Source organism: Campylobacter estrildidarum, assembly GCF_005406205.1.
GTDB lineage: Bacteria > Campylobacterota > Campylobacteria > Campylobacterales > Campylobacteraceae > Campylobacter_D > Campylobacter_D estrildidarum.
Genome location: NZ_NXLZ01000006.1, coordinates 1 through 16,075, shown reverse-complemented (window position 1 = coordinate 16,075; position 16,075 = coordinate 1). Strand labels below are relative to the sequence as shown.

16 protein-coding genes are annotated in these 16,075 nt (G+C 28.7%); 10 read left to right on the top strand and 6 right to left on the bottom strand.

All coding sequences use genetic code 11. The features are described from left to right. The first annotated feature begins 1 nt into the window (after nt 1). The 4 genes from metG (at nt 2) to CQA69_RS04300 (ending at nt 4,250) form a co-directional block, all read left to right on the top strand. Nucleotides 2–1,870, top strand: a complete 1,869-nt coding sequence (metG, locus tag CQA69_RS04315; RefSeq protein WP_137620581.1) for a methionine--tRNA ligase — start codon at nt 2–4, stop codon at nt 1,868–1,870. Continuing rightward, nucleotides 1,870–2,811 (top strand): hypothetical protein, encoded by a 942-nt coding sequence (locus CQA69_RS04310; protein WP_137620580.1) that lies wholly within the window; start codon nt 1,870–1,872, stop codon nt 2,809–2,811. The genes metG and CQA69_RS04310 overlap by 1 nt, the downstream gene beginning before the upstream one ends. A gap of 74 nt (nt 2,812–2,885) precedes the next feature. Then, on the top strand, nt 2,886–3,092 hold the full coding sequence (locus tag CQA69_RS04305) for a hypothetical protein (RefSeq protein WP_137620579.1): 207 nt from the start codon (nt 2,886–2,888) through the stop codon (nt 3,090–3,092). A gap of 9 nt (nt 3,093–3,101) precedes the next feature. Then, a complete protein-coding gene (locus tag CQA69_RS04300; RefSeq protein WP_137620578.1) occupies nt 3,102–4,250 on the top strand; it encodes a hypothetical protein in 1,149 nt (382 codons plus the stop codon). Here the strand turns inward: CQA69_RS04300 and CQA69_RS04295 are convergent. Continuing rightward, nucleotides 4,245–4,703 (bottom strand): methylated-DNA--[protein]-cysteine S-methyltransferase, encoded by a 459-nt coding sequence (locus tag CQA69_RS04295; RefSeq protein ID WP_137620577.1) that lies wholly within the window; start codon nt 4,701–4,703, stop codon nt 4,245–4,247. The genes CQA69_RS04300 and CQA69_RS04295 overlap by 6 nt on opposite strands. Nucleotides 4,704–4,762: 59 nt before the next feature. Here CQA69_RS04295 and CQA69_RS04290 point away from each other — a divergent pair, with 59 nt between their 5' ends. The 5 genes from CQA69_RS04290 to trmA all read left to right on the top strand — a co-directional run bounded on the left by CQA69_RS04290 (nt 4,763) and on the right by trmA (nt 12,151). Next, nucleotides 4,763–7,309, top strand: a complete 2,547-nt coding sequence (locus tag CQA69_RS04290; protein ID WP_137620576.1) for a bifunctional aconitate hydratase 2/2-methylisocitrate dehydratase — start codon at nt 4,763–4,765, stop codon at nt 7,307–7,309. A gap of 105 nt (nt 7,310–7,414) precedes the next feature. Continuing rightward, on the top strand, nt 7,415–8,614 hold the full coding sequence (locus CQA69_RS04285) for an ankyrin repeat domain-containing protein (protein ID WP_407924068.1): 1,200 nt from the start codon (nt 7,415–7,417) through the stop codon (nt 8,612–8,614). Further along, entirely contained in the window at nt 8,611–9,357 is a 747-nt protein-coding gene (locus CQA69_RS04280) for an SDR family NAD(P)-dependent oxidoreductase (protein ID WP_137620574.1), read from the top strand. The genes CQA69_RS04285 and CQA69_RS04280 overlap by 4 nt, the downstream gene beginning before the upstream one ends. Next, entirely contained in the window at nt 9,357–11,081 is a 1,725-nt protein-coding gene (locus CQA69_RS04275) for a Na+/H+ antiporter NhaC family protein (RefSeq protein ID WP_137620573.1), read from the top strand. The genes CQA69_RS04280 and CQA69_RS04275 overlap by 1 nt, the downstream gene beginning before the upstream one ends. Beyond that, nucleotides 11,078–12,151 (top strand): tRNA (uridine(54)-C5)-methyltransferase TrmA, encoded by a 1,074-nt coding sequence (trmA, locus tag CQA69_RS04270; RefSeq protein WP_137620572.1) that lies wholly within the window; start codon nt 11,078–11,080, stop codon nt 12,149–12,151. Before CQA69_RS04275 ends, trmA begins: the two co-directional genes overlap by 4 nt. Here the strand turns inward: trmA and CQA69_RS08955 are convergent. Together CQA69_RS08955 and CQA69_RS08950 are read right to left on the bottom strand one after the other, a co-directional pair. Further along, a complete protein-coding gene (locus CQA69_RS08955; RefSeq protein WP_171000323.1) occupies nt 12,138–12,398 on the bottom strand; it encodes a hypothetical protein in 261 nt (86 codons plus the stop codon). The genes trmA and CQA69_RS08955 overlap by 14 nt on opposite strands. 4 nt (nt 12,399–12,402) lie before the next feature. After that, complete coding sequence (locus tag CQA69_RS08950; RefSeq protein ID WP_171000321.1) at nt 12,403–12,549, bottom strand: hypothetical protein; 147 nt, start codon at nt 12,547–12,549, stop codon at nt 12,403–12,405. 112 nt (nt 12,550–12,661) lie between these two features. Here CQA69_RS08950 and CQA69_RS04260 point away from each other — a divergent pair, with 112 nt between their 5' ends. After that, nucleotides 12,662–13,081, top strand: coding sequence for a CoA-binding protein (locus CQA69_RS04260; protein WP_137620571.1), 420 nt, complete (start codon nt 12,662–12,664; stop codon nt 13,079–13,081). Here the strand turns inward: CQA69_RS04260 and CQA69_RS04255 are convergent. From CQA69_RS04255 to CQA69_RS08945, 3 genes are all read right to left on the bottom strand, one after another. Then, a complete protein-coding gene (locus CQA69_RS04255) occupies nt 13,078–14,436 on the bottom strand; it encodes a Cj0814 family flagellar-dependent secreted protein (protein ID WP_171000319.1) in 1,359 nt (452 codons plus the stop codon). The two genes, CQA69_RS04260 and CQA69_RS04255, sit on opposite strands and share 4 nt — an antisense overlap. Nucleotides 14,437–14,597: 161 nt before the next feature. Continuing rightward, nucleotides 14,598–15,734, bottom strand: coding sequence for a hypothetical protein (locus CQA69_RS04250; protein WP_137620570.1), 1,137 nt, complete (start codon nt 15,732–15,734; stop codon nt 14,598–14,600). Between the two features lie 99 nt (nt 15,735–15,833). Beyond that, the coding region (locus tag CQA69_RS08945; RefSeq protein WP_171000317.1) for a hypothetical protein at nt 15,834–16,075 on the bottom strand (242 nt) is incomplete at its 5' end.

Here is a 16,075-nt window from a genome sequence, read left to right as displayed (position 1 = left end):
TATGCGTTATATTACAACTCCTATTTATTATGTAAATGATGTGCCGCATCTAGGACACGCTTATACAACCATTATTGGTGATACTATAGCTAGATTTTATCGCTTGCAAGGACACGAAACAAAATTTCTAACAGGGACTGATGAACACGGTCAAAAAATCGAACAAGCAGCAAAAGAAAGAAAATTTACACCTAAAGAATACACAGATAAAATCAGTGCCGAATTTAAAAAACTTTGGGATGAATTAAAAATAAATTACGATATTTATGCAAGAACCACTGATGAAAAGCATATTGCTTTTGTTCAAGCTATGTTCTTAAAAATGTGGCAAAAAGGAGATATTTACAAGGATCAATATGAAGGACATTATTGTATTTCTTGTGAAAGCTTTTTTACTAAAAGTCAATTGATCAATGAAAATTGTTGCCCAGATTGTGGAAAAATTACAACACTTTTAAAAGAAGAAAGTTATTTTTTTAGACTTTCAAATTATCAAGATAAAATTTTAAAATGGTATGAAGAAAAAGATCCTATTTTACCAAAGAATAAAAAAAATGAACTCATTAATTTTATTCAAAATGGACTAAAAGATCTTTCGATAACAAGAACAAGTTTTGATTGGGGTATTAAACTTCCAAAAGAAATTAATGATGATAAACATATTATTTATGTTTGGCTTGACGCACTTTTCATTTATGTTAGTTCTTTGGGCAGTGAAAAAGAAAAATTTTGGCCTGCGCATATACATTTAGTTGGTAAGGATATTTTACGCTTTCATGCGATTTATTGGCCGGCTTTTTTAATGAGTGTAGATTTACCTTTGCCTAAATTTATAGGCGCTCATGGTTGGTGGACTAAAGAAGGTGAAAAAATGAGTAAATCTAAGGGCAATGTAATAAAACCTAAAGAAATTGCAGACACTTATGGCATAGAAGCTTTTAGGTACTTTTTACTTAGAGAAGTTCCTTTTGGAAACGATGGGGACTTTAGTGAAAATATGCTCATTAATCGCATCAATGCTGAATTGAGTAACGAATTTGGAAATTTACTTAATCGCATTATAGGTATGAGTAATAAATATAACGATGGAAAGATCTCTCAAAATGGGATTTTAAATCTTTATAAAAATGAACTTGATGAAGTAATGCAGTATCTAAAACTCGCTATTGATTTTTTAGAAAATTTACAATGCAATCGTTATTTAGAAGAAATTTTTAAAGCTTTAAATGTAGCCAATTTAGCTATCAGTAAATATGAACCTTGGAATTTAATCAAAGAAAATAAACAAGAACAAGCTAATGCACTCATTGGACTTTGTGCAAACATTTTAGCTAAGGCAAGCATTTTATTAAGCCCTGTTCTGCCTGATTCTTGTCAAAAAGTTGCCAAAGCCTTAGATTTTGAAATTTCAAAATCTAATTATGAAAAATTAATAATCAATAATGAGTTATTAGATTTCATGGCAAGTCCTTGCGAGGCTTTGTTTCCAAAAATAGAAAAAATAAATTTAGAAAGCAAACAAGAAATCAAAAAAGAAGAAAAAGCGAAAATAAAAATTGATGATTTTGCCAAATTAGAAATAAAAGTTGCAAAAGTTATAGATTGTCAAAATATAGAAGGTAGCGAAAAACTTCTAAAATTTCAACTTGAATTTGATAATAAAGAAATCCGTCAAGTTTTATCCGGAATAGCTAAATTTTACAAAGCAAAGGATTTAATAGGAAAACAAGTCTGTGTTTTAAGCAATCTGAAAAAAGCAAAGATCTTCGGACACGAAAGCGATGGTATGATACTTTCAGCAAAAAGTGGAGATAAGCTTGTTTTAATCTCTCCTGAACAAATCGTAGAAAATGGTTCTTTAATAAGCTAATGAATATTAGTAATTTAATCGAACTTTTAAATGCTAAACTCATACAAGAAGGAAGTATTTTAAGTATAGGTGGCTTTGCTCTTAGTCTTGATGAAGTCAAACCAAGTTATGCTTTCTTTTGTAATGATAAAAATAAAACCAAAGAAGCTATACAAAAAGGAGCTTATGCTATTATCTATGAGAAAGATATAAAGATCATAGATAAGGAATTATACTATCTTAAAGTCCAAGATTTAGAAAATGCACTTTTTAGACTTTTTCGTTTTTTATGCGAAGAAAAGGAATGTAAGTTTTTACTTTGCTCAAAAAGAGAACTAAATTTTTGTAAAGTCTTTTTCTTGAAAACTTTATATGGAAATATTTTTTTGGATTTTAATTCTTTAATTAAAGCCAAAAAAGGAGATTTTTTTTGTTTTAACGAAAAAGAATATCTTTTAAAAATTGCCACTCATTACGAAACTTTAGAAAATATAAAATTGACCAAGTTTGAAAATTCTACACCTTTTTATAGTAGCTTCATTTGCGATGATTTATATTTTAAAAAACTTAACTTGCCATTTTTATATATAGAAATTTTTAGCCAATTTGTAAATTTTTGCAAAAAAAATCAACTTAAAATTCATTTTAATCTAAATAATCTAGATCTTTTTAAAATTTATTTTGTCAATGAAGCAATGCAAATTGTAGAATTTGGAACAAGTACTAGAGCTTTTATTGTGCTAGAAAATGAAGAAGAAATGGAATTTTGGCAAGAGAAATTTAAAGACTTCAATGGATTTAAAACGGCTTTGAAAAATTCTTTATTTTGTGATTTTTCTTACAACGAAATCAAAGACTTGAAAAAATTTAAAGATTTTACTTATTGTGCAGTTTTAGCAAATATAAATGATTTTGAAAATGCTTTCAAAATAAGTGATACAAATACTCCAAGCCTATTTTAAAAATATTTTTAAAAAACTATAAAGTTTTTTTTGTTTTTAACCGATTATGTAATTTATATCAAAGGAGTTTGTTGATGCGAAAGATTGCTTTAATAGCCTTAGCTATTTTTGGTGCTACTTCTGCGTTTGCTTGGGGCAATCCTTATCTTACCCCAGCTCAAAATATGCAAAATTATAAACTTTGCTTAAACACTAAAGCCAATGGGACAAAACAGCAAAAAATTCTTGCTCGGTGGGCCTGCTTGACTTATTATGGTATCGATACTAATCCGGAAGGTTAAAGATCAAACATGGCTTTAGATTTTTCATCGACTAAATTTTATTATCCAGTAAATTCTATGGTTTATAAGGGCTTAAAAGCTGACTTAGAAAAACAAAGCAGAGAAAATTTAAAAACTATAGATGAAAATCTAAAGCCCTTAGAACTTGATGAAAAAGTAAAAAACGCACAAAGTGGTATGATAAACATCTATTTTAGAGATCCTATCACGCAAAATATCACAAACAGTGCCTTAAGTACAGAAAGTATAGAAAAACTTAAAAATACATTTGGTAGTTTTGATTTTTATCAAAGAAAAGATGGATCTTATATTTTAAATGGTGAAGTTGAAAAATTTGTTTCATCTTGGTATGGGGATATAGCATATCAAAGGGGTTATTTAGCAGCTGATGCTAATCACGATGGCTATTTAAATAAAAATGAGCTTGATGAAACAAGAAGTGGTTTTACTTCGCATGGTTATTTTCGTCTTTATAAAAATAAAATTATTGAAAGTAACTTGAGTTACGTGGAATCTTATGTTAAATTAAATGGTATAGCAACTGCTCCTGATGGAATGCCTGAAGATTTTAAAAAGGCACAAAAAACCCTTTACAATGAAGGTAAATTTGCAGCTCCTACTCTAGCACTAGAACTCGATAAAACCATAAAAAACGATAAAGACTCTGATGGTTTGATCCTCTATAAAGAAATTTTAACCGAAAAAGAGATGAAGCAGCAAAGTATGGATTTAGCTAATTACGTGATATTAGATTATACTTTTGATCCTACAAAAGGAGCTTTGACTTTACTTGATTTACTTTTAAGAGATAAGGATGCTTTAGAAATCTTTGGGAAATTAGCTCAAAATAATTTTGACACAAAAAGTCTCAGTAAAGAAGAACTTGAAACGCTAAAAAAAGATTTTAAAGAATTTTTTAATGAAAATGGTGAATTCGATAAAGAAAAATTTCAAAAATACTATGAAAATTTAAAAGAACAATTTGTAGATAAAAGTCTTAATTTTCTAGGACTTTCTAAGCAAGATTATCAAAATAAAACCTTGAATTTAGATTTTAACAAATTAAGTTCGGTTATTAAAGATATAGTTAATACTTTTAAAGAAGCAAACACTACACCATCAAATTATAGTGGTTTGCGTTTGGATTTAAGTTTATAGCTTTATCCCTTCAGTTTCTAGTAAAAATCTTTTTATTTCAAGTCCACCATTATATCCACCTAGTCCATTACTTGCTACAACGCGATGACAGGGGATAAAAATAGGAATGTTATTTTTAGAATTCGCATTTCCTACTGCACGAAAGGCTTTTGGGTGATGGATGGCTTGTGCAATTTCTTTATATGTAGCTAATTTTCCATATGGAATTTGTATCAAAGCTCGATATGCTTTCTGTTCAAAAGTACTTCCTTTAATTTTTAGAGGCGTTTTAAAAGTTTTTATTTTTTTGGAAAAATAATTTTCTAACTCCAAAGTTGCGAATTTCAATAACTCACAAGACTGATCACTAGAAAAATCAGGATTTTCACCACAAAAATCAACTTGGGTTAAAAATTTGCCATCACTTTGTAACAATAAGTAACATATTGGAGATTTATAGTGAATTTTAAACATATTTTTTCCTTTAAATAGCTAAAATTGTTATAAGATTATACAAAAAACAAGGGGATAAAATGTCTTTTAAAGAAAATTATAACAAAGCTGTTAAAGAAAGAGAGAATTTAGGAATTCCTCCACTTCCTCTAAATGTAGATCAAGTAAAAGAAATTTGCGAATTGTTAAAAACTCAAAAAGATGAAGAATTAGCAGAACTTTTACAAAATCGTGTCAATCCTGGGGTTGATGATGCTGCTTTGATTAAATGTGAATTTTTAGACTCTATTCTTAAAAACAAAATCAATGTTCCAAGCATAGACAAAAAACGTGCATTTTCAATGCTTAAAACAATGTTGGGTGGCTATAATGTAAAAGTCTTAATTGATGCTCTAAAAGATGAAAGCATAGCACAAGAGGCTGCAAATGTACTTAAAGACATCATTTTTATACATGATAATTTTCATACCATAGCAGAACTTAGCAAAAATAATGCCTATGCTAAAGAAGTTTTGCAAAGCTGGGCTAATGCAGAATGGTTTCTTAAAAGAGAAAAACTTCCAGAAGTGATTAAATGTGTTGTTTTTAAAGTATCAGGAGAAACCAATACAGATGATTTAAGTCCTGCAGGAGATGCTTTTACAAGAAGTGATATTCCTTTGCACGCTAATGCAATGTTAAAAGTCCGTCAGGCAGGTTCTCTTGAAAAAATCAAAGAGTTAAAAAATACAGGCTTAGAAGTTGTTTATGTAGGCGATGTTGTAGGGACAGGATCGAGTAGAAAATCAGCTATCAATTCTATACAATGGCATTTAGGTAAAGAGATTGATGGGGTTCCAAATAAACATAGTGGTAGTATTATTTTAGGTTCTACTATAGCTCCAATTTTCTTTAACACTGCTCAAGATAGCGGGGCTCTGCCTATCGTCTGTGATGTAAGTAATTTAGAAATGGGAGATAAGTTTGAAATTTATCCTTATGAAGGAAAAATTGTTAAAAATAATTCTACTATAGCAGAATTTAAACTCACTCCAAATACCATACTTGATGAAGTAAGAGCTGGAGGAAGAATTCCACTAATCATAGGTCGCGGGCTTTGTGTTAAAGCGAGAGAATTTTTAGGTCTAGAAAATGAAAATATTTTTACAAAACCTAAACAACCAGAATCTTCAAATACTGGATATACTTTAGCTCAAAAAATGCTAGGGCGTGCCTGCGGAATCGAAGGTGTGCGTCCTGGTATGTATATAGAACCTATCACTTTAACTGTAGGTTCTCAAGATACAACAGGACCAATGACTCGAGATGAAATTAAAGAATTAGCAAGTCTTGGATTTAATGCAGATTTTGTAATGCAAAGTTTTTGTCATACTGCTGCCTATCCAAAAATAAGTGATTCTAACCTTCATAAAACTTTACCTAATTTTATGACAAGTCGCGGTGGAGTAAGCTTAAAACCAGGTGATGGGGTTATTCACTCTTGGCTTAATCGTTTTGTTTTGCCTGATAGCGTAGGAACGGGGGGAGATTCCCATACTCGTTTTCCTATAGGAATTTCTTTTCCAGCAGGAAGTGGGCTTGTAGCCTTTGCTGCTGTAACAGGATCTATGCCTTTAAATGTTCCTGAAAGTGTTTTAGTTCGCTTTAGTGGAGAATTGCAAGCTGGAATCACTCTAAGAGATCTTGTTAATGCTATACCTTATTACGCAATCAAGCAAGGACAACTTAGCGTAGAAAAGAAAAATAAAAAAAATATTTTTGCTGGAAAAATTTTAGAAATAGAAGGCTTACCAAATTTAAAAGTAGAACAAGCTTTTGAATTGAGCGACGCAAGTGCAGAAAGATCGGCTGCCGCTTGTACTGTAGATTTAAGTATAGAAAGTGTTAGCGAATACATAAAATCTAATATTTCTTTAATAGAAGCAATGATAGAAGCTGGCTACGAAAATAAAACTACTCTTGCTAGAAGAGCTGAAAAAATGAAAGAATGGCTTAAAAACCCTACTCTTTTAAGAGCGGACAAAGACGCAAAATACGCTTATGTTATAGATATAAATCTTAATGATATCAAAGAGCCTATTTTAGCTTGTCCAAACGATCCTGACGATGTAGCAACCTTGAGTGAAATTTTAAGCAACGATCAACGTCCAAAAAATATCGATGAAGTTTTTGTGGGTTCTTGTATGACAAATATAGGACATTATAGAGCTTTAGGAGAAATTTTAAAAGACAAAGGTATGCTTAAAACTAGGCTTTGGGTAGTTCCACCAACAAAAATGGATAAAGCACAACTCACAAAAGAAGGATACTATAGTATTTTTGGTGCAGCAGGTGCTAGAATAGAAGTTCCAGGTTGTTCTTTGTGTATGGGAAATCAAGCTAGAGTAAATGATGGTGCAGTAGTTTTCTCAACTTCAACAAGAAATTTCGACAATCGTATGGGTATGGGAGCTAAGGTTTATCTTGGAAGTGCTGAACTTGCCGCTGTGTGTGCGATTTTAGGAAAAATTCCTAGCAAGGAAGAATATCTGCAAATCGTAAGCGATAAATTAAATGATGCTCATAAAGCAAATATCTATAAATATTTAAATTTTAACGAAATCGATAATTTTAAATTAGACGATTAATTTAAATTTAAAGCTTATTTACGTTAAAATATTAAGAATTAAAAAAGTGGAAGGAAAATAATTTTGAGATTATTGCTTATTTTATTTTATTGTTTTGCAGGTCTAATGGCAAAAGATGCTATCGATTGCGATTATATCAAAAACAATAGAGCAACTTTTTTTAAAGATAATCTAAATTTAGATCATATTAAGATCGCTTCCACTTGTCCAGACTCTCTAAAAAACCAAATATTTACTAAAAAACTTTATAAATTAGCCAATGAAATTCGTGGTGAAAATAGTGCTTGCAATGGCATAGAATATTTGCCAAAACTTCAAAAATTTGATCTTTTGCTTTTAAAAATCGCACTTGATCCAATTTCTTTCCAAAAAGAATTAGACACTCCTGAAAATTTAGAAAAAAAATATAATATCTTAAAATCCTATTTTAGATATTGGGCATATCAAAGCATAGGAAATTATAGACTTTATCGTTCTTTTTGGCAAGAGTATAATCAAGCAATAGAACCTTTGGAAAAATATTTCCAAACCAATTTTAATTTTGATAAAGGTAGCAATATCTACTATGTTACAAACGCTTTAAATGAATTTTTAAATTGGGCAGTCGGAGAAACTAAAATTTATAAAGATATTACCCCTTTGGCTAAGGTAGTTTCAAATAAAAATAATTCCTTATCTTATATTCAAGATTTTATCTTTAAAAATGATTTAAATCAAGATGAACTCACAATAGGACTTCAAGCCGCTCTTTTAAATCAAAGAGAAAAACCGATACTAGAGTTTTTAATTCAATATGGTGCTAAAATTGATGAAGGCTACGAAAATGCCCTATTTTATGCTTTGGAAAATTATGATAATACTAAATTTTTACTAGATATGGGTGCAGATGTTAATAGTAGTAATGCTTTTGGAAAAACACCTTTGTTTTATGCGATTGAATTTAATCGCAAAGATATTATTTCTCTACTTTTAGACTATGGAGCTGATGTCAATAAAAAATACATCAATAATAATGAAAAATTAGCCCTTACTTCAAATTTATATGGAAATACCCCATATTTTATTACCTTTTGTGCTTTAGATCATACTTCAAAAAATGTCTTAATGCACGCTGCTACTTATGGAGATGTTGAGATATTAAAAACTTTAGTCGCAAAAGGCGCAAATATAAATGCTGTAGATGATTTGGGTTTTAATGCCCTTGATTTTGCTTTAGCTGCAGGAAAAACTGATAATGCAAACTACTTAAAAAGCTTAGGTTTAAAGGCGAATGAGAATTTATTTTACGGAGGAAGTTTAGAATGAAAACGGCTTTAATTACCGGAGCAAGTTCTGGTTTTGGAGAAGCTTGTACTAAAGCTTTGATCAAAGAAGGTTTTAAGGTAATAGCTATCGCTAGACGCAAAGAAAAACTTGAACTTTTAAAGCAAGAATTTAAAGAAAAATTGCATATCATCGCCTTGGATATCCGTGATAAAAAAGAAGTATTCTCGCAGATACAAAATTTGCCTAAAGAATTTCAAGAAATAGATATTTTAATCAATAATGCAGGACTTGCTTTAGGACAAGATGAATTTGATAGCTTGAGTTTAGAAGACATCGAAACGATGGTTGATACCAATGTCAAAGGATTTTTATATATTGCTAGAGCCGTAATTCCTATACTAAGAAAACAAAAAAATGCTTATATTTTCAATCTAGGATCTGTAGCAGCAACAAATGCTTATTTTGGAGGTAATGTTTATTGTGGAACTAAAGCTTTTGTTGGACAATTTTCTAAAGCCTTAAGAAATGATTTACGTGGTACAAATATCAAAGTTACCAATATTGCTCCTGGTTTATGTAAGACTGAATTTAGCGAAGTGAGATTTAAAGGAGACAAAGAAAAAGCGGAAAAAGTATATGAAAATACGAAATTTATAAGTGCTGAAGATATTGCAAAAGTAATATTATCTATCATTAATCTTCCTGAACATATCAACATTAATGAAATAGAACTTATGCCAATTACTCAAACTTGGAACGGCTTTTATATAGAGAAAAACTAATGAGACTACTCCTTTTTATATCTTTGCCTTTTTTTTGCTTGGCTAATGAAGCCTCCTCTAATGCTAATTTATTTGGAATATTTACACTTGTACCACCTTTAGTCGCAATTGCTTTAGCTTTTATTACAAAAGATGTGATTTTATCACTTTTTGCAGGGGTTCTAAGCGGAACTTTTTTATTAAGTTTATCTTCTAATGTTTTTAAAGAGCAAACTTTAGGGTTTTTAAATTTTTATAATACCACCATAGAATCTTTTTCTAAAATCATTTTTTATATTTTACAATCTACTTCAGATCCTGTTAATGCCGGTATTATTTTGCAAATTCTCTGCATAGGCGGACTTGTAGCTCTTATAACAAAAATGGGAGGAGCAAAAGCTGTAGCTTTAAAATTTGCCAAAAGGGCAAAATCTGCCGTAAGTGCTCAAGTTAATACTTGGTTTTTGGGGCTTTTAATCTTTTTTGATGATTACGCTAACCTGCTTATTGTTGGGCCCATCATGCGTCCTTTAGCAGATAAATTTAAAATTTCGCGCGAAAAATTTGCTTTTATTATAGATTCTACTGCAGCACCTGTAGCAGGAATTGCTGTAATTTCTACTTGGATAGGCTTAGAAGTTTCTCTTATTAAAACTGCTTATGAGCATATAGGAATTAACAATATCAGTGCTTTTGGAATTTTCTTAGAAACCATACCTTATCGTTTTTATAATATCCTTATGCTTTTTTTTGTGGTTGCAACTGCTTTTATGAAACGTGAATTTGGACCTATGTACGAAGCTGAAATGCGTGCTAGAACTACGGGGCAAGTTGCTCCTATTGTAAAATCTGGAGCACTCGATACCGCAGAATTAGAAGATCAATTTCTTGCACCAAAAGAAGGGATTAAAATTGGTGCTTTTAATGCTATTTTCCCTATTTTTGTCCTTATACTTCTTGCCTTACTTGGATTTTATTTTAATGGCTTGGGAGCTTTATCGGGAAAAGAATTAGAAAATGCTAATGCAAATCCGCTTTCTTTTGAAACCCTAAGGATTGTTTTTGGAAAAGCTGACTCATCAGTAGTTCTTTTTCAAGCGGCTTTATTTGCGGCTATTGTTGCAATATTTATTGGTGTTTATCGTAAAATTTTTAATATCAAAGAGGCAATTGAAACTTGGATTTATGGTTGGAAAACTATGATTTTTACCATAGTTTTGCTTTTGCTTGCTTGGTCTTTATCTAGTATAGTAAAGGATCTTGGAACTTCACTTTTTATTTCAAGTTTGTTAGCTGATAAATTACCCGATTATATTCTACCTGCGACTATTTTTGCCTTTGCTTCGGCTACTTCCTTTGCCATAGGAACAAGTTATGGTACTATGGGAATTTTAATGCCTTTAGCTGTGCCTTTAGCTTATAAAATAGCACAACTTAACGGAATGGATGCAAATTCAATGCATCATTATATGGTGATTAATATTAGCTGTGTTTTAACAGGAGCTATCTTTGGAAATCATTGTTCGCCTATAGCTGACAATGTTATCTTGTCCTCAATGAGTGCAAAATGTGACCATATAGAACATGTTAGAACTCAAATTCCATATGCTTTATTTATTTGTGCTATTTCTTTGATCGCAGGTTATCTTCCTGTTTCTTTAGGAATTAGCGTTTGGTTTGTTTTACCTTTTAACCTAATTTTTATTGTATTGTTGCTTCGACTCATTGGAAAAAAAGTTTCATGAGTCTTGCAAAATTTGGAAATATAACAAATTTTGAAGAAAAGGCTTGTTTTGTAAAAAAATTTTTCCTTGAGCTTTATCAAGGAGAAATTGAACTTTTTAGATCTCCAAGTAAACATTATAGAACTAGGGCTGAATTTTCTTTTTATCACTATAATGATAAGCTTGATTATGCTATGTTTGATCCTAAAAATAAAAAAAAGTTTATCGTAAAAGATATTGATTTTCCTGATAAAAAAATTTGCGATTTTATGCCTATTTTGCTTGAAAAAATCAAAGCGAATTTAAATTTAAAAGAAAAGCTTTTTGGAGTCGAGTTTTTAGCAACAAAACAAGATTTAAGCGCAACCTTGCTTTACCATAAAGATGTAGAATTAATCTATAGTGATTTAAGCAAATTAAGCAGTAATTTAAATTGTAATCTAATAGCAAGAAGTAAAAAGAAAAAAATCGTTTTTAAAAATGAGAATTTAACGCAAAAACTTCAAATTCAAAATAAAGAAATGCTTTATGAGTTTAACAATGATTGTTTTATACAACCCAACACCTTTATAAACGAAAAAATGATTACTTGGGTTAATGAAAATTTAGCTTTACAAAATAAAAAAGACCTGCTTGAGCTTTATTGTGGATATGGTAATTTTACCCTTGCTTTAGCAAATAATTTTCGTAAAGTTTTAGCTACTGAAATTTCAAAAAATAATATTAATTTTGCTTTAAAAAACTGCAAACTAAATAATATTACAAATATCGATTTTGTAAGACTTTCTAGTGAAGAATTAAGCTCTGCTTTAAAAAAAGAAAGAAAATTTTTTCGTCTTAAAAACCTAAATTTAGATCATTTTGATTTTTCTCATACTTTAGTTGATCCACCGCGTGCAGGTTTGGATAAGAGTGTAATTGATGTGATCAAAAAATATGATAATATCATTTATATTTCTTGTAATCCTATAAGCTTGAAAGAAAATTTAAAAATATTAGATCAAACTCATAAAATTTCTAAAATGGCTATTTTTGATCAATTTGTCAATACTCCACATTTAGAATGCGGAGTATTTCTTACAAAGAAATAAAAAAATAATTCATTAATTTAGCCAAAATAACAATTCCTATACAAAGTATAAAAACTAAAGGATGGATAAAATTTCCTAAAGGATTTTCCTTTTTAAGTATAAAATGATAAAACAAAGAAAATATTGCTAAAAATAAGATTGTAAAAGCAAGAAACATTTTCATAAGAAAAAGTAAATTTAAAGGACTAAGATGAAAAGATGCTAATAATCCGCCACTTAAAAACAAAATAAGCACAATAAAAGGCATAAATTTAACACCGATAGGAATCAAAAAGTTTTTTATCAAAATCAAAATTTTTTCTTTTTATGGTTCCTAAAATAAAAATATCTACAAACAAATAACCTATAAAAAATATCGCGCAAAATAAATGAGTAAGTAAAATATATGGATAAAGCATATTTATTCTCCTTAATTTGTTAATTATAACAATTTTATTCTTTAAGCTAAAGAATTTATTTTTTAAGGAAAATAAGACTAATATAATTTTAAATCTTATAGGAAATTAAATTATGAATGAAAGTGCAATTATAGATAAAATACTTAATCAAACAAAGACTATTGCTATAGTGGGCTTAAGTGTAGATACTAGCAAACCTTCTTTTATAGTTGGACAATATTTACAAAAAAATGGATATAAAATTTGTCCTATTTATCCAAAATTTGAAGAAGTTTTGGGTGAGAAAATATACAGAAAATTAGATGATATTGAAGAAAAAATCGATCTTGTTTTGATGTTTAGGAAAGGAAGTTTTGCCGCTAATTTATTGCCTATCATCATACAAAAAGGGATTAAAAATTTTTGGCTTCAGCTTGGAATTTTTAACAACGAAGTTCAAAAAGAATGTCAAAAGCTAGGGATTAGTTTTATACAAAACAAATGCATTATGCGTGAATTACCACTTTATATAAATAGAAAAAACTATAATTAAACCTTAATATTCACACTTCTATGTTTAGTTTTAGAACTTAATTTACTAAGATGATTAGAGTTGGAATTGCTATCATTAGAATTAGAATTATTGTTATTAGTATTAGAATTGTTATTTGTATTGCCATTATCTATTTTTACATTAAAAAGAATTTCTAATTCTTTTGCTAAATCAAATTTATTTTCAAGAAGTTTTTTTATGAGTTCATTTCTTATATTATCATCTTTATAAGTTTCTTTGTTTTTACTTTCTGCTTGGATGGGTTTGAAGGGTTTGTCTTTTGTTTGATTAGTTTGTTGTGCAAGATTGGAATTTTGTTGTGCTATTTGTGCCTTATATTTTTCTCCCATAGCATCACTTTTAGCTTTCATTTCTAGCCATTGTTTTTTGAATTCTTCTATATCTGTATTTCCACTTAAAAGCTTTATTGTATTTACAAAATCAACTCCTATATCTCCAGTTATACTATAAGTAATAGGATTTTGCTGGATAAAATCTTTTAAACTTTGTATTTCATTTGCATTCATAGTTTTATCAAATCCTAAAATTTTACCTTGTATGGTTACATCACCAACTAAAATTGAATAATTAGCTTCTGAAATTCTAGCATTCAAAAAAGCCATCAATGCACCGCCTTTAGTTATGCTTCCATCATTGTTTGTATAAACTTTTTGTCCTATATCAGTTTTTGCGGTATAAAAAATATTATCAATTTTAGGATCAATAAAATTTTTATTAGGATAAGTTTGAGTAGCATTATGACTCTCATTCACATATGGGAGTACAACTTTATAATAATCTTTAGCTTCATTTTGATTAAATGTTTTTGTAATTTCAAATGTATCAACATCATAAACAAAAGCTGCTGGCATACTTTGTAATTGTTCAAGTGTAAAAGAGTTCAAATTTGTATCTGGTGCAATTTGTGAAAAAAGCTTATAGGCATTTCCTATGGTTTTAGCAAAATCTACATTAATAAAAGTATTATTTATTCTTTTATAATATTCATTTGCAAAATTCTCCATACCCTTAGCATAAATCTTATAATCTTTTGGTATTCCTGCAGCTTCATTGAAATCACTTGTAAAAAAACCATCTTCATCTACACCATAACCTAGTATTTTATCTATAGCTTGTGATTTATCATTTACTAAATTTGAATTTGTTTGTTGAATTTGGTTTAAAGAGGTATTGTTTGAAATATTATTATTTGAATTTATGTTATTGTTTAAATTTGTATTGTTGTTTATTTCTTTATTATTATCTACTAAATCATTTGTTTTAGAATTCTTTTTAGAATTTAAAGTATTTGTATAATAATTATAATTTGAGTAAGAATTTATACTATTTATCATTTTTTACTGCCTTTTGATTATAATAGTAGATAATATTTATCACTTCTACCTTGTATATCGGTAGAAATGATGAGAAGTTTATGATAGTAATATTTTTATAGAAATAATGATGTACTTTTATAAATTTGTTTTTAATCGTTTTAAGTTTTAAAATTATTTTTTTAAACTCTTTTATCTATACCTTTTTCATTAAGTTTTTCCATAAGTTCTAAAATATCTACTCCATTTTCTTTTTGAACTTTTAAAAATTGTTCCCAAAAACTATTTTTTATTTCATCTTTATAAGTTTCTTTGTTTTTGCTTTCTGCTTGGATGGGTTTGAAGGGTTTAACCATTAAATTATCGCCCATAGCCGTTTCAAATTCTTTTACAAACTCATCATGTCTTTTTTTAAAATCCATATATTTAGTTTTAAATTCTTCCAAGCTTAAATCTTCACTCATAAGCTTATCAAATTCATCTTCAAAATCTTTAGATTTTTTAATTAAAGAATAGTCCAAATGAAATTGCACGGCATAAGAAGTAAAACCTCTCAACTTTTCTCTTTCCTTATCAATCCCCATCCAAGTATCTGGAATTATATCTTTAAAAGATGATTTTTCTATTTTATTTGGATCTTTTAATTGATATTTTTGCATAAAGGTATAAAATTCAGTCATATCTTTTTTACTTATGCTTTCATCAAAGCCATAAGTTTTACCAAAAAGAGTACTTTGACTTTCTTTCATTTTAGTCCAATCATTAGATATAAAAACCCCTAATAATACGTCGCTTTTTTCAAAATCATTTTTAAGAGAAATATGGAATTCACTTTCAATTTTTTCTTTATTAAAATTTTCTCCAAAACGATCAAGACTTTGCAATTTTTCATTATAAAAATTTCCAAGCTCTTTAGCCCAATCTATATAATTATATAAAGGCTTATATATAAGCTCTGTTGTAGTCAAAGTTTTATTTAAATTTGCTATTAATTTAGCATTAATCTTATAATCTTTAGGTATTCCTGCAGCTTCATTGAAATCACTAGTAAAAAAACCATCTTCATCTACACCATAACCTAGTATTTTATTAACAGCCTTAGATTTATCACTTACCAAATTTGAATTTGTTTGTTTTAATGAGGTATTGTTTGAAATATTATTATTTGAATTTATGTTATTGTTTAAATTTGTATTGTTGTTTATTTCTTTATTGTTATTATTATCTACTGAATCATTTGTTTTAGAATTCTTTTTATTAGAATTTAAAGTATTTGTATAGTAATTATAATTTGAATAAGAATTTATATTGTTTATCATTTTACTGCCTTTTGGTTATAGTGGTAGATAATATTTTTATCATTTCTACCTTGTATATCGGTAGAAATGAAATTAATTTAATTAAAAGGCTAATTAATTCTAAACTCTCATATCAACTTTTCTTTGTTCAGCTAGTCTTTTTGCTTTTCTTTGTTTCTCTAAATGTTCTAATTGTTCTTTTTGAAATTTTTCTATATCTTCAAACATTTGGGATATAGGATCTTTGTAGTTTTGGTTAGTAGTTGTATCTATATCGTTAATTTCTGCTCCTTGAACTACAACTTCATCACTAAGTTTGAGATTAAAACTATTCATAGCTTTTCTTACTTCTTCTTCACTCA